This is a genomic window from Pseudomonas sp. DTU_2021_1001937_2_SI_NGA_ILE_001 (assembly GCF_032463525.1).
Taxonomy (GTDB): Bacteria; Pseudomonadota; Gammaproteobacteria; order Pseudomonadales; family Pseudomonadaceae; genus Aquipseudomonas.
In genome coordinates this window covers 4,821,702-4,835,834 of the sequence record NZ_CP135971.1, presented here as the reverse complement: position 1 = coordinate 4,835,834, position 14,133 = coordinate 4,821,702, and the positions used below count along the sequence as shown (strand labels likewise).

Below are 14,133 nucleotides of genomic sequence, written 5' to 3'. Positions count from 1 at the left end.
TCACCGCTCGATCAGCGCAATGCGCTTGTTGTACCAGTTCATCAGCAGGGAGATGCTGATGCTGATTGCCAGGTACACGCTCATGGTGATGGCAATGACCTCGATGGCCTGACCGGTCTGGTTGAGTACGGTACCGGCGAACAGCGAGACCATCTCGGGGTAGCCGATACCGGCCGCCAGCGAAGAGTTCTTCACCAGGTTCAGGTACTGGCTGGTCAGCGGCGGAATGATCACCCGCAGGGCCTGGGGAATGATCACCTTGCGCAGCGTCGGGCCGGGGCGCAGGCCCAGCGAACGGGCCGCTTCGGTCTGGCCATGGCTGACCGACTTGATACCCGAGCGTACGATCTCGGCGATGAACGCCGCGGTGTAGACGGTGAGAGCCAGGGTCAGGGCCAGCAGCTCGGGAATCAGCACCCAGCCGCCAACGAAGTTGAAGCCACGCAGCTCGGGCATTTCCCAGTGCACGGGAACGCCGAACAGCGCCATGCTCAGGCCGGGAACCACGATCAGGATGGCCAGGCTGGCCCAGAACTTGTGGAACGGTTCGCCGGTGAGTTCGAAGCGTTTGTTGGCCCAGCGGTTCATGAACACAGTGGCGACGATGGCCACCAGTACGCTGACCAAGAAGGGGGTCAGGCCTTCGGCGGCCAGCGCCTTGGGCATGTTCAGGCCGCGGCTGCTGACGTAGAACATGTCGAAGTAGCCATGCGCAGCGCGCGGACCCGGCAGGGTCAGGAACACCGCGAAGTACCAGAACAGGATCTGCAGCAACGGCGGAATGTTACGGAAGACTTCGACATAGACAGTCGCCAGCTTGTTGACCATCCAGTTGGACGACAGACGTGCGATACCGATGATGAAGCCCAGCAGAGTCGCCAGGACGATGCCGATGAAAGACACCAGCAAGGTATTGAGCAGGCCGATCAGGAAGACCCGGGCGTAGCTGTCCGCCTCGGTGTAGTCGATCAGGTGCTGGGCAATACCGAAGCCTGCGCTGCGATCCAGGAAACCGAAGCCGGAAGTGATTCCGCGGTGCTCCAGGTTGTTCTGAGTGTTATCGAACAGGAACCAGCCCAGGGAGACCACCGCCACGACGGTGATGATCTGGAATAGCCAGGCGCGCACTTTGGGGTCGCTCAGGGTGAGCCTTTGCTTGGGTGCGTCGATGTTGTTTTGCATGAAATGCCCCGGAAGAGATGGAACAGTACAGAACGCCCGGCGGCCTGTTCAGGCGGCCGGGCGCAGGGTCATATCAGCGGATTGGTGGAGCGTACTGGATGCCACCCTTGTTCCACAGGGCGTTCAGGCCACGCTTGATCTTCAGAGGGGTGTTCTCGCCCAGGTTGCGCTCGAACACTTCACCGTAGTTACCGACCTGCTTGACGATCTTGACGACCCAGTCCTTCGGCAGCTTCAGGTCCTTGCCGTACTCACCGTCGGCACCCAGCATACGGGCGACGTCAGGGTTCTTGGTGCTCTTGGCTTCGGCTTCGACGTTCTTCGAAGTGATGCCGGCTTCTTCGGCGTTGAGCATGGCGAACAGGGTCCACTTGACGATGGAGAACCACTCTTCGTCGCCTTTACGCACGACCGGGCCCAGAGGCTCCTTGGAGATCACTTCCGGCAGAACGATGTAGGAGTCAGGGCTGGCCAGCTTGCTGCGCTGTGCGTACAGCTGCGACTGGTCGGAGGTCAGTACGTCGCAACGGCCGCTTTCCAGCGACTTGGCGCTTTCATCGGAGGTGTCGAAGGTGATGGGGGTGTACTTCAGGCCGTTGGCGCGGAAGTAGTCGGAGACGTTCAGCTCGGTGGTGGTACCGGCCTGGATGCAGATGGTGGCGCCGTCCAGTTCCTTGGCACTCTTCACGCCCAGCTTGTTGTTCACCAGGAAGCCGATGCCGTCGTAGTAGGTCACGCCAGCGAAGACCAGGCCCATGCCCGAGTCACGCGAGCTGGTCCAGGTGGTGTTGCGCGACAGCACGTCGATCTCGCCGGACTGCAGGGCGGTGAAGCGCTCCTTGGCGTTCAGCTGGCTGAACTTGACCTTGGTGGCGTCGCCGAATACGGCAGCGGCCACGGCGCGGCAGACGTCCGCGTCGATACCGGTGATGGTGCCCTTGGCATCCGGAACGGAGAAACCTGGCAGACCGTCACTGACGCCGCACTGTACGAAGCCCTTCTTCTGTACGGCATCCAGGGTCGCGCCGGCATTGGCCACACCAGTTACGCCCAGTGCGGCTACAGCGGTCACTACAGCCAGGGTGGATTTCAACATCTTCATTCATAACCTCCGGTTTGCTCTTTGTTGTTTGGAGCCTCAGTCACGTCGCACCCTTGTGAGGCATCAATGACCCGTGCTGGCTTTTTTTTGGGTCATGCGACGTTGGGTCTGTCCATGAGGGGCTCAGGATATCCCTGGCACCCGCCTGTAACCGTTACCCTCAGTCCCGCGGACCGAAGCTCCCTGATTGTTCCGCAGCCTGAGTTGCGGACTGAATCGTACGGGTATCCTGTAGCTGGGATTCCCGCTTTGCCTTCGACGTCGGTGATAATGGCGCAATAGTGTTACCGGTCGATGTGAGCGCTCTGACTCCGCGTCTTGCATAGCAAACCGCGTACCATACTGGGAGCTGATTCGACAAACCGGCAGGTCAAGTTCAAAACTTGTACCCTTGCGACATCTTCGTTCAGATTTTCTAGCAACTGCGCCGAACACGCACTCATTGAATGCACGCTCGGAAACGCTGCGCACATATATGGAGCACACATGACCACACCCTTGATCCTGGAACCTTCCCGCCCGGCCGACGCCTGTGTGATCTGGCTGCACGGCCTGGGTGCCGACCGCCATGACTTCGAGCCGGTTGCCGAAGCCCTGCAGGAGTCGCTGAGCAGTACACGCTTCGTGTTACCCCAGGCGCCCCATCGCCCCGTTACCATCAACGGCGGCTATCAGATGCCCAGTTGGTACGACATCAAGGCAATGAGTCCGGCACGGGCCATCGACCATGACGAACTGGAGGTGTCGGCACAGACCGTAATGGACCTCATCGAAGCCCAGCGCGACGGCGGCATCGACCCGGCGCGCATCTTCCTGGCCGGTTTTTCCCAGGGCGGCGCTGTGGTGCTGCACACCGCCTATCGCCGCTGGCAGGGTCCGCTGGGCGGAGTCCTGGCGCTATCGACCTATGCGCCGACCTTCACCGACACCATGACCCTCTCGGCCAGCCAGCAGCGCATTCCGGCATATTGCCTGCATGGCTACCACGACGAAGTGGTGCTCAATGCCATGGGCCGCACCGCATATGAATACCTCAAGTCGCTGGGCGTCGATGTGGAGTGGCAGGAGTACCCCATGGGCCACCAAGTGTTACCCCAGGAGATTTCCGACATTCGCACCTGGCTGAGTGACAGGCTGCGGTAACAGCACAGGCTGCCTGGACCGCTTCGCCAGGCAGCCTGTAGCCAGGTTTGCATGCCACTACGCCGAGCCAGCAACTTGCTTTACACTGCTGGGCGTACATTCCTTGACCAATTGACGAGAAGACCGTGCTCAAAGCACTCAAGAAGATGTTCGGAAAAAGCGCCGCCGAGCCATTCGAGCCTGCTCCGACAACATCCGCCGCCGTGATCCGCGAAGACCGCCCTGCCCCGCCAGCCGCCCCTGAAGCGCCAGTGGCGAAGGCCAGCGAGCCCGAACGCCCGCGTGCGCCCAGGGCCGATAAAACGGCCAAGACCGAAAGAACCGAGAAAGCCAGGAGCGACAAACCGGCGCAGCCCCGCCCGCGCCGTGAGCGGGCATCCAAGCCTGTAGACACCTGGAAGCTCGAGGACTTCGTCGTCGAGCCACAGGAAGGCAAGACCCGTTTCCACGACTTCAAGCTCGCCCCCGAGCTGATGCACGCCATCCACGACCTCGGCTTCCCGTATTGCACACCGATCCAGGCCGGCGTACTGGGCTACACCCTCAAGGGCCAGGACGCCATCGGTCGCGCCCAGACCGGCACCGGCAAGACCGCCGCGTTCCTCATCTCCACCATCACCCAGCTGCTGCAGACCCCGCCCCCGGCGGAACGCTACATGGGTGAGCCGCGAGCACTGATCATCGCGCCTACCCGCGAGCTGGTGGTACAGATCGCCAAGGACGCCGAAGCGCTGACCCGCTACACCGGGCTGAATGTCATGACCTTCGTCGGCGGCATGGAGTTCGACAAGCAACTCAAACAGCTCGAAGCCCGCTTCTGCGACATCCTGGTCGCCACGCCAGGCCGCCTGCTGGATTTCAACCAGCGCGGCGAAGTGCACCTGGACATGGTCGAGGTCATGGTGCTGGACGAAGCCGACCGCATGCTCGACATGGGCTTCATCCCGCAGGTGCGCCAGATCATCCGCCAGACCCCTTACAAGGGCGAACGCCAGACCCTGCTGTTCTCTGCCACATTCACCGACGACGTGATGAACCTGGCACGCCAGTGGACCGTCGACCCGGCCATCGTCGAGATCGAAGCCGAAGGCGTGGCCAACAAGAACGTCGAGCAGCATGTATATGCCGTGGCCTCGGCCGACAAGTACAAGCTGCTGTACAACCTGGTCAACGACAATGGCTGGGAGCGGGTCATGGTCTTCGCCAATCGCAAGGACGAAGTGCGGCGCATCGAAGAGCGTCTGGTACGCGACGGCGTGAATGCCGCGCAATTGTCCGGCGACGTGCCGCAGCACAAGCGCATCAAGACCCTGGAAGGCTTCCGGGAAGGCAAGATCCGCGTGCTGGTGGCCACCGACGTGGCCGGTCGCGGCATTCATATCGACGGCATCAGCCATGTGATCAATTTCACCCTGCCCGAAGTGCCCGACGATTACGTGCACCGAATCGGCCGTACCGGCCGTGCGGGCGCCGATGGCGTGTCGATCAGCTTTGCCGGCGAAGACGACTCCTACCAGTTGCCAGCCATCGAAGAGAAGCTGGGGCGCAAGATCAGCTGCGAGATGCCACCCACCGAACTGCTGCGCCCAGTGGTACGCCAGCGCTCCTGAGCGGAATGGAAATGGGCCGGCAGGACCGGCCTGTTCGCGGCTGACGCCGCTTGCCGAGCCACGCAACGTCAGACCGAACGCACGGGCTTCAGCCAGATGCCTGGCGAGGCTATTCCCAGCGTTTGGCGGCCTGCTGGTCGCTGGCGCGGCCGTCGACCCAGCGCGGGCCGGCAGGGGTGTCTTCGCGCTTCCAGAAGGGCGCGCGGGTCTTCAGGTAATCCATGATGAACTCACAGGCCTCGAAGGCAGCGCCGCGATGTGCACTGGTCACGCCGACGAAGACGATAGGCTCGCCAGGCTCCAGCTGGCCGACGCGGTGCAGCACCTCGACCCCCAGCAACGGCCAGCGCTCACGCGCTTGCTCGACGATCAGCCCGAGGGCCTTCTCGGTCATGCCGGGGTAGTGCTCCAGGAACATCCCCGACACCGCATTGCCATCGTTGAAATCCCGCACATAGCCGACGAAGCTGACCACCGCCCCGACGCCACGGTTGGCGGCGTGCAGCGCATTGACCTCGGCACCGGCGTCGAACGGCGCCTGCTGCACCCTCACGACCATGCTCAGCCTCCGGTCACGGGCGGGAAGAATGCCAGCTCGTCGCCGTCCTGCACGGGCTCGGCCAATGAGCACAGCTCCTGGTTACGCGCGCACATCAGGCCGGGCTCGGCCAGCACCTGCCAGGCAGCGCCGCGTGCCAGCAGGTGTTCGCGCACCTCGGCGAGGCTGGCGAAAGAGGCAGCCAGCTCTTCGCTATCGAGTCCCAGCGCTTCACGGTAACGAGCGAAATACTGCACGGTAAGGCTCATGCCTGGGACTCCTGACCGGCGATGAAGTGGCCGCTCTTGCCGCCGAGCTTTTCCAGCAGTTGCACCGCTTCGATGACCATGCCGCGGTCCACCGCCTTGCACATGTCGTAGATCGTCAGGGCCGCGACGCTGGCGGCGGTCAGCGCTTCCATTTCCACACCGGTCTGCCCGGCCAGCTTGCAACGGCTGGTGATCAGCACCGCGTCGTCGCCATCGGCGCGCAGCTCGACCTTGACGCCGGTGAGCATCAGCGGATGACAAAGGGGGATCAGGTCACTGGTTTTCTTCGCCGCCTGGATGCCGGCGATGCGCGCCACGGCGAATACGTCGCCCTTGGGGTGGCCACCGGCGACGATCATCTGCAGGGTGGCGGGCAGCATGCGCACACGCGCCTGGGCGACCGCTTCGCGGAAGGTCACGGCCTTGTCGGTGACGTCGACCATGTTGGCATGGCCTTGGGAATCGAGATGAGTCAGCACAGCCTTCACTCCGGAACAGGAGTGAGGATTGTAGGCAAGCGACGAGCGACAAGCTACCAGCCGCAGGCCGGACGGTAAGGCTCCGGCCTGCGGCTTGCCGCTTACAGGTGGCTCTCGGCGTATTCGGCGAGGATGGAACGTGGCACGCCCTGCAGGGTGATGTGCACGCCGTTGGGGAAGTCCTTGAAGCGCTCCGTCATGTAGGTCAGCCCCGAACTGGTGGCCGACAGGTAGGGGGTGTCGATCTGCGCCAGGTTACCCAGGCACACGACCTTCGAGCCCGCACCGGCGCGGGTGATGATGGTCTTGATCTGGTGCGGCGTGAGGTTTTGGCATTCGTCGATCAGGATCAGGCTCTGCTGGAAGCTGCGCCCGCGGATGTAGTTGAGGGATTTGAACTGCAGCGGCACCTTGCTGAGGATGTAGTCGACGCTGCCGTGGGTGTTTTCGTCCTCCATGTGCAAGGCTTCGAGGTTGTCGGTGATGGCCCCCAGCCAGGGCTCCATCTTCTCCGCCTCGGTACCCGGCAGGAAGCCGATCTCCTGGTCCAGCCCCTGCACGCTGCGGGTGGCGATGATGCGCCGGTAGCGTTTGGTGACCATGGTCTGCTCGATGGCGGCGGCCAGGGCCAGGATGGTCTTGCCGGAGCCGGCGGCACCGGACAGGTTGACCAGGTGGATATCCGGGTCGAGCAACGCGAACAGCGCCAGCGCCTGGTGGATATCACGCGGCTTCAGCCCCCACGCCTCCTGATGCAGCAACGGCTCCTGATGCATGTCGAGAATGATCAGCTCGTCGTTGCGCACGCCCTTGACCCAGCCGACGAAGCCCTGTTCATCGATGATGAACTCGTTGATGTGTACCGAAGGCAGGTTCTCGTTGAGCTGCACCCGGTGCCAGGTACGGCCATGATCCTGGCGGGTGTCGACCTTGTTGACACGCTCCCAGAACGAACCGCTGAGTTCGTGATAACCGCGCGACAGCAGCGATACGTCATCGACCAGCTGGTCGGTGCTGTAGTCTTCGGCGGCGATGCCACAGGCACGCGCCTTCAGGCGCATGTTGATGTCCTTGGTGACCAGCACCACGTCGCGTTCCTTGTTACGCGCATGCAGGTCGATGAGCTGGTTGATGATGATGTTATCGTTGAGGTGTTCAGGCAGCGGGCTGTTGGGTTCGTCGTGACGGCTCATCAGAATCGACAGGTGCCCCTTGAAGATTCCGGTACCGCGGTCGATGGGCACGCCCTTCTCGACATCCTCGGGGCAGGCCTCGCCCAGGGTCTTGTCGATCAGGCGAATGGCCTGGCGGCACTCGGCGGCGACCGAATGCTTGCCATCCTTGAGTTTGTCCAGTTCCTCCAGGACGGTCATGGGAATGGCGACGTGGTGTTCTTCGAAGTTCAGCAGGGCATTTGGATCATGGATCAATACATTGGTATCGAGCACGTAAAGGATTGGCTGGTTATTGGAAGGGCTGCGTCCGTGGTCATCCATACTCGCTCACCTTTGTAGATGCCTGGCGACGCGGGATCGATGCGATCCCGCGCCACGGGAAGGCCGCCGGGTGCTGTCCTTGTGGCAGGACAGCGGGAGCTCAAGATGGGTCTTGTGTGACGCCACCTGTGTTGCAGGTTTCGGCGGTCTGCCTCAGGTAATACCGCAAAACAGATGACAGAAAAAAGCTCTTTGACAGTTTTTTGAAGTTTATTTCACAGGATGACGAAAAGCCCTTGGCGCGCCCTGCCAAGGCGTTTACATTCGCTAATTGACCGTTTCCGATTGCTCCGGTTTTTCCTCACCGGGGCCCTGCTCGGCGCCCTGCATCTGCATCTGGCTGGGCTCCACCCGCTGCACCGGCTGCGCCCCGTCCTGGGCAGGCTGTTCCTCCTCCGGCATCTGCTGCGGCTCTTGCGAGTCGTCCGGCAACTCGTCCTCCGGCACGCTTTCGTCTTCTTCAGGATCCTGCAGCCGCGACAGGTTGCGACAGTCCTCCCAGGTCAACTCGCTCTGCGCACTGTTGGCCAGCAGCAGCGGCAAGGCTGACTGCGCGCGGTAGCCCGAGTCGTGGAACACCACCGTGCCACGCCGCCACAGCAGCATCAGAGTCTGCACCCGGTCGCTGATCTGCGCCGAACTCAGGCGCCCCAGGTTGTCCTGGGCATCGATGGTCCACAGCGAGACGCGCAGGTTGTGGGCACGGAAGAACTCGCCACTGTCCGGTCGACGATGCCCATAGGGCGGCCGAAACAGCGGCACCATGTTGTCCGGCAGCACTCGCTCGACCAGCTCGGCACTGCGCTGTACCGAGCTTTGCCAGTCGCGCCACTGGCTGTGCGAGCGGTACTCCCAGCCCTGGATACCCACGCATTGCTGGCGGTAGAGATTCTGCAGGGCAGCGGGCGAACTGGCGTCGAGGCGCTCCTGCAACAACTTGCCCTGGACGAAGAAGGTGGCGGTCATCTTCTGCTGGCGCATGAAATCGGCCAGCCAGTCGGTATCGCCATTGGCCGCGCTGGGGCCGCCCTCGAAGTTGAGCATGAAGGTCCGGTCGGGCAGCTCGTCGCCACTCATTTCGTCAGAGTTGTAGCGGGCGATCTCGCTGCTGGTCTGCGGAAACAACGCCGCCTTGTACAACAGCTCATCCAGGTAGCGCCGATGGAACAGCGCACTGGGCTCGCTCCAGGCGGCATAGAAGGAGTCGGGGGCGATATTGAACTCTTCGGCACGCTGGCGCAGTTGCTCCATGTCCTGGGCGTACACGCAGAAGTTGGCGTCCTCGGTGCAGCTCTTGCGCGCCTGACGGAAATTCTCGACCAGACGTACCCACAGGCGATGACGCATCAGGTTGATCGACGCCATATTGATGTAGCGCAGCCCCAGGCGCGCCTTCAGCGCCTCTTCGCTCTGCTGCTCGCTGAGCCACAAGGCATGCGCGAAGCCAAGAATTTCCGCGCGCGATGCCACGTCGAACAGCACCGGGCTTTCGAGGCGCTCAGGCCAGATACTGCGATCGACCAAGGCGACATCCGGCACCGCCGCATGCACCTTCAACCCCACCAGACACGCGCAAACAGCCAGAACGATACGCAAACCCAATGCTCCCTCGACATGCTTCCGAATCCGCTCAACGCGGCACTATAGCCGATTCGACGCCCGCTTCATGTGTCAGGAAGGTAGCGTGGCTATGACCTTCATAGCTGGAGTCAGCCATCGTCAGCCCCTAGAATCCCCCGACGATTCCAGGAGAGCCTGCCATGCTGATGGTGATTTCGCCCGCCAAGACCCTCGATTACGAAACCCCGCCGACCACCACGCGCCATACCTTGCCCGAGTACCTGGACCACTCCCAGGAACTGATCGCCCAGCTGCGCGAACTCACGCCCGCACAGATCGGCGAACTGATGCACCTGTCGGACAAACTGGCCGGCCTGAACGCCGCGCGCTTCGGCAGCTGGACGCCGGCCTTCGACCTGGACAACGCCAAGCAGGCGCTGCTGGCCTTCAAGGGTGACGTGTACACCGGCCTGGACGCCGAAACCCTCGACGACGCTGGCCTGGACTACGCGCAGAAGCACCTGCGCATGCTCTCGGGCCTGTACGGACTGCTGCGCCCCCTGGACCTGATGCAGCCCTACCGTCTGGAAATGGGCACCCGCCTGGCCAATGCCCGCGGCAAGGACCTCTACGCCTTCTGGGGCACGCGAATCAGCGAATGGCTGAACCAGGCGCTGGCCGCACAGGGTGACGACCTGCTGCTCAACCTCGCCTCCACCGAATACTTCTCGGCGGTCAAGCGCAGCGCCCTCAAGGCCCGGGTCATCGACACCGAGTTCAAAGACTTCAAGAACGGTCAGTACAAGATCATCAGCTTCTACGCCAAGAAGGCCCGCGGCATGATGGCCCGCTTCGTGATCGACCAGCGCATCGACTCTCCCGAGGCGCTCAAGCGCTTCGACGTGCAGGGCTACTACTACAGTGCCGAACAGTCCTCGCCCGACAAGCTGGTATTCCTGCGCGATACCCCCGACGCCTGATCGTCGGCCGGTGCAGCCCCTCGCTGCGCCGGCCGCTGTCAACTCGCTGTAACGCTTCGCCGTATTTCTGGCGCCATAAACAAGTCAATTCCATCATCAACATGTAACGTTCACCGAGTTCCGCAAAAAAAAACGATTTTTTTACAAGCTGGCATCCTGCCCTACTCCGATGCTGGCAACTAAGCATCCAACTAGCGAAAACCCCCGCCACACAAGGGCGCCTCCCAGATCTGCCATCATTTTGCAACTAGCTCGACGCGCGCCGCGATGTGAAAAATTCCCAAAAAGAGGACGAGCGGCCCGGAACTATTTCGTAACACCCAGGCTCCTACATCGCGTAACAATTCTCGCCCTTCATGTAGGCGATGGCTTACACAAGGAAGAGAAGCTGATGAAGTTATTACCGGACTCGTTCGATGACATTGCAGACTACTAACAAATCGCTGTTGTGCATCGAATAAGGAATCACACCAAAGTTGGTTAATCTGACCATGACGTGTGTCGAAGGAATGCTCCAGACAGGACAAGACAGCAATGCCCGAGGCTCTGAATCAAGGGTTTTCTGATCACATGGGCTGCTGAGCGCCTTCGCAAGGTGATACACAAATCTCAGAGCAAGACCCCCGCCCGCTCGGGCCGGATACTTGCCGTTCGTATTTGATGTCAGTTGAGTGAGCGGCGCCCTATTCGGCAACTCACCTATTAAACATGCCTCCGTTAGTTGCACGGCTTAAATAAGCCGTCGCTGCGTGACGTGTGGCAGCTGCTGGCCAAAGTTTATATCCAGCCAACTTATGGCGTGAACAATCGAGGAGAGTGCGATGCGTATCAGCATTTTTGGTTTGGGTTATGTCGGTGCAGTCTGTGCCGGATGCCTATCTGCACGGGGTCATGATGTAGTGGGCGTGGACATCTCCGCCGACAAGATCGCCCTGATCAACAGCGGCAAGTCCCCCATCGTCGAACCCGGTCTGGGCGAACTTCTGGAACAAGGTATCCGCACCGGCAAACTGCGCGGTACGACCGACTTCTCCGAAGCCATCCGCGACACCGACCTGTCGATGATCTGCGTCGGCACGCCAAGCAAGAAGAACGGCGATCTGGGTCTGGAATACATCGAATCGGTCTGCCGTGAAATCGGTTACGTGCTGCGCGACAAGGCCTCGCGCCACACCGTCGTGGTGCGCAGCACCGTGCTGCCAGGCACCGTCGCCAACGTGGTCATCCCGATCCTGGAAGACTGCTCGGGCAAGAAGGCCGGCGTCGACTTCGGCGTGGCGGTCAACCCGGAATTCCTGCGTGAAAGCACCGCGATCAAGGACTACGACCATCCGCCGATGACCGTCATCGGGGAATTCGACAAGACCTCCGGTGACCTGCTGCAGTCCCTCTACGAAGAACTCGACGCGCCGATCATCCGCAAGGACGTCGCCGTCGCCGAAATGATCAAGTACACCTGCAACGTCTGGCACGCCACCAAGGTGACCTTCGCCAACGAGATCGGCAACATCGCCAAGGCCGTCGGCGTCGATGGTCGTGAAGTGATGGAAGTGGTCTGCCAGGACAAGCAACTGAACCTCTCCAAGTACTACATGCGCCCAGGCTTCGCCTTCGGCGGTTCCTGCCTGCCAAAAGACGTTCGTGCCCTGACCTACCGCGCCAGCAGCCTGGACGTGGAAGCCCCACTGCTCAACTCGCTGATGCGCAGCAACGTTTCCCAGGTACAGAACGCCTTCGACATCGTCGCCAGCCACGACACCCGCAAGGTCGGCCTGCTGGGCTTGAGCTTCAAGGCCGGTACCGACGACCTGCGTGAAAGCCCGCTGGTTGAACTGGCCGAGATGCTGATCGGCAAGGGCTTCGAGCTGAGCATCTACGACAGCAACGTCGAATACGCCCGCGTTCACGGTGCGAACAAGGACTACATCGAATCGAAGATTCCTCACGTGTCGTCCCTGCTCAACGCCGACTTCGACGAAGTCATCAACAACTCCGACGTCATCATCCTCGGTAACGGTGACGAGCGCTTCCGCGCCCTGGCCGACAAGGCGCCAGAAGGCAAGCGTGTCGTCGACCTGGTGGGCTTCATGTCCAAGCCGACCCACGAGCACGGCCGCGCCGAAGGCATCTGCTGGTAAACCCAGCGGCAAGCTGCAAGCGACAAGCTTCAAGTTGTCAGCATCAAGCCCGGGTCCGGAGCCACTGGCTCCCGACTCGCGGCTTGCCGCTTGAACCTTGCAACTCTTCCGAAGGATTCTTTGATGGACAGGCTCAAGAACGGCCTTCTGCAGGCCGCCGGTTGGCTGTTTTACCTGACATTGCTGGGTGCGCTGATCACTGCGCTGCCAACCAGCATCTTCGATTCGCAATCGAAGAACTTCATTTTCCTCATCGGTATCGTCGGCATCTGGCGCTACTCGATGGGTGCCACGCATTTCGTGCGCGGCATGATTTTCCTCTACATCGTCTACCCCCACCTGCGCCGCAAGGTGCGCAAGCTGGGCAAGGACGCCGATCCGTCGCACGTGTTCCTGATGGTCACCAGCTTCCGTATCGATGCCTCGACCACCGCCCAGGTGTACAGCTCGGTCATCAAGGAAGCGATCAACTGCGGCCTGCCGACCACCGTGGTCTGCTCGCTGGTGGAGCTGTCCGACGAACTGCTGGTCAAGAGCCTGTGGGAACGCCTCAATCCGCCAGACCGCGTCACCCTCGACTTCGTGCGCATTCCCGGTACCGGCAAGCGTGACGGCCTGGCCTACGGCTTCCGCGCCATTTCCCGGCACATGCCCGACGAGCGTGCAGTGGTGGCGGTGATCGACGGCGACACCGTGCTCAACGAAGGCGTGGTGACCAAGACGGTGCCATGGTTCCACCTGTTCCCGAACGTCGGTGGCCTGACCACCAACGAATTCTGCGAAGTACTGGGCGGCTACGTCATGAGCGAATGGCACAAGCTGCGCTTCGCCCAGCGGCACATCAACATGTGCTCGATGGCCCTGTCCAAGCGCGTACTGACCATGACCGGGCGCATGTCGATGTTCCGCGCCACCGTGGTCACCGACCCGGAATTCATCGCCGACGTCGAAGCCGACTCGCTGCACCACTGGCGCCTGGGCACCTTCCGCTTCCTGACCGGTGACGACAAGTCCAGCTGGTTCAGCCTGATGCGCCTGGGCTACGACACCTTCTACGTGCCGGACGCCGCGATCAACACCGTGGAGCACCCGCCGGAGAAAAGCTTCTTCAAGGCCAGCCGCAAGCTGATGTACCGCTGGTACGGCAACAACCTGCGGCAGAACTCCCGGGCCCTGGGGCTGGGTATCCGTCGCCTGGGGCTGTTCACCAGCATCGTGCTGTTCGACCAGCGCGTGTCGATGTGGACCTCGATCCTCGGCCTGACCGTGGCCATCATCGCCAGCGTCAAGTACGGCGGCCAGTTCCTGCTGATGTACCTGCTGTGGATCGGCATCACCCGCCTGATCCTGACCCTGTTGCTGTCCTGCTCGGGGCACCGCATCGGCCCGGCCTATCCGGTGATTCTCTATTACAACCAGATCGTCGGCGCGCTGATGAAGATCTATGTGTTCTTCCGCCTCGACCGCCAGTCCTGGACTCGCCAGGACACCAAACTCAGCCGCGACATGGCCAGCTTCCAAGGCTGGTTCAACACCTGGTCGTCCCGAACCATGACCTTTTCAGCCGGCAGCATCTTTGTCGCCGTGCTGCTGACCATGGTCTGACCGGTCCTCTGAATCAATCGATCAATCAGGA

General features: G+C 61.6%; 11 protein-coding genes and 1 pseudogene. 5 read left to right on the top strand and 7 right to left on the bottom strand.

The genetic code is table 11. The features are described 5' to 3' along the window. Both RRX38_RS21135 and RRX38_RS21130 read right to left on the bottom strand, forming a co-directional pair. Positions 1-1,182 carry an amino acid ABC transporter permease gene (locus RRX38_RS21135; protein WP_295471331.1) on the bottom strand — a complete coding sequence of 394 codons (1,182 nt, stop codon included), beginning with the start codon at positions 1,180-1,182 and terminating at the stop codon, positions 1-3. 73 nt (positions 1,183-1,255) lie between these two features. After that, a complete protein-coding gene (locus tag RRX38_RS21130) occupies positions 1,256-2,284 on the bottom strand; it encodes an amino acid ABC transporter substrate-binding protein (protein ID WP_295471333.1) in 1,029 nt (342 codons plus the stop codon). Positions 2,285-2,770: 486 nt separating this feature from the next. Between RRX38_RS21130 and RRX38_RS21125 the strand changes: the two genes are divergently transcribed. Both RRX38_RS21125 and rhlB read left to right on the top strand, forming a co-directional pair. Further along, on the top strand, positions 2,771-3,427 hold the full coding sequence (locus RRX38_RS21125; RefSeq protein WP_315960549.1) for an alpha/beta hydrolase: 657 nt from the start codon (positions 2,771-2,773) through the stop codon (positions 3,425-3,427). 125 nt (positions 3,428-3,552) lie between these two features. Continuing rightward, positions 3,553-5,037 (top strand): ATP-dependent RNA helicase RhlB, encoded by a 1,485-nt coding sequence (rhlB, locus tag RRX38_RS21120; protein WP_315960548.1) that lies wholly within the window; start codon positions 3,553-3,555, stop codon positions 5,035-5,037. A gap of 109 nt (positions 5,038-5,146) precedes the next feature. On the opposite strand, the gene moaE is transcribed toward rhlB, so the two are convergent. The 5 genes and pseudogenes from moaE to RRX38_RS21095 form a co-directional block, all read right to left on the bottom strand. Next, the gene (gene moaE / locus RRX38_RS21115; RefSeq protein ID WP_315960547.1) at positions 5,147-5,596 is read right to left on the bottom strand and encodes a molybdopterin synthase catalytic subunit MoaE; all 450 of its coding nucleotides are present in this window, start codon (positions 5,594-5,596) and stop codon (positions 5,147-5,149) included. Positions 5,597-5,598: 2 nt separating this feature from the next. After that, on the bottom strand, positions 5,599-5,844 hold the full coding sequence (locus tag RRX38_RS21110; RefSeq protein WP_295471339.1) for a MoaD/ThiS family protein: 246 nt from the start codon (positions 5,842-5,844) through the stop codon (positions 5,599-5,601). Then, positions 5,841-6,323, bottom strand: a complete 483-nt coding sequence (gene moaC, locus RRX38_RS21105) for a cyclic pyranopterin monophosphate synthase MoaC (protein WP_295471340.1) — start codon at positions 6,321-6,323, stop codon at positions 5,841-5,843. The genes RRX38_RS21110 and moaC overlap by 4 nt, the downstream gene beginning before the upstream one ends. A 101-nt stretch (positions 6,324-6,424) precedes the next feature. Beyond that, complete coding sequence (locus RRX38_RS21100) at positions 6,425-7,819, bottom strand: PhoH family protein (protein ID WP_295471342.1); 1,395 nt, start codon at positions 7,817-7,819, stop codon at positions 6,425-6,427. 432 nt (positions 7,820-8,251) lie between these two features. After that, positions 8,252-9,415: pseudogene (locus RRX38_RS21095) on the bottom strand (polysaccharide deacetylase family protein); the annotation flags it as partial. A gap of 164 nt (positions 9,416-9,579) precedes the next feature. On the opposite strand from RRX38_RS21095, the gene yaaA reads away from it, so the two are divergent. The 3 genes from yaaA (at position 9,580) to alg8 (ending at position 14,102) form a co-directional block, all read left to right on the top strand. Next, complete coding sequence (gene yaaA / locus RRX38_RS21090; RefSeq protein ID WP_315960546.1) at positions 9,580-10,359, top strand: peroxide stress protein YaaA; 780 nt, start codon at positions 9,580-9,582, stop codon at positions 10,357-10,359. 821 nt (positions 10,360-11,180) lie between these two features. After that, positions 11,181-12,497, top strand: coding sequence for a nucleotide sugar dehydrogenase (locus RRX38_RS21085; protein WP_315960545.1), 1,317 nt, complete (start codon positions 11,181-11,183; stop codon positions 12,495-12,497). Positions 12,498-12,620: 123 nt separating this feature from the next. After that, the gene (gene alg8, locus RRX38_RS21080) at positions 12,621-14,102 is read left to right on the top strand and encodes a mannuronan synthase (protein WP_410524840.1); all 1,482 of its coding nucleotides are present in this window, start codon (positions 12,621-12,623) and stop codon (positions 14,100-14,102) included. Positions 14,103-14,133: the final 31 nt, after the last annotated feature.

Coding starts and splice junctions, on each gene's coding strand:
- RRX38_RS21135 (WP_295471331.1), bottom strand. CDS start 1,182: ATGCAAAACAACATCGACGCACCCAAGCAAAGGCTCACCCTGAGCGAC.
- RRX38_RS21130 (WP_295471333.1), bottom strand. CDS start 2,284: ATGAAGATGTTGAAATCCACCCTGGCTGTAGTGACCGCTGTAGCCGCA.
- RRX38_RS21125 (WP_315960549.1), top strand. CDS start 2,771: ATGACCACACCCTTGATCCTGGAACCTTCCCGCCCGGCCGACGCCTGT.
- moaE (WP_315960547.1), bottom strand. CDS start 5,596: ATGGTCGTGAGGGTGCAGCAGGCGCCGTTCGACGCCGGTGCCGAGGTC.
- RRX38_RS21110 (WP_295471339.1), bottom strand. CDS start 5,844: ATGAGCCTTACCGTGCAGTATTTCGCTCGTTACCGTGAAGCGCTGGGA.
- RRX38_RS21100 (WP_295471342.1), bottom strand. CDS start 7,819: ATGGATGACCACGGACGCAGCCCTTCCAATAACCAGCCAATCCTTTAC.
- yaaA (WP_315960546.1), top strand. CDS start 9,580: ATGCTGATGGTGATTTCGCCCGCCAAGACCCTCGATTACGAAACCCCG.
- RRX38_RS21085 (WP_315960545.1), top strand. CDS start 11,181: ATGCGTATCAGCATTTTTGGTTTGGGTTATGTCGGTGCAGTCTGTGCC.
- alg8 (WP_410524840.1), top strand. CDS start 12,621: ATGGACAGGCTCAAGAACGGCCTTCTGCAGGCCGCCGGTTGGCTGTTT.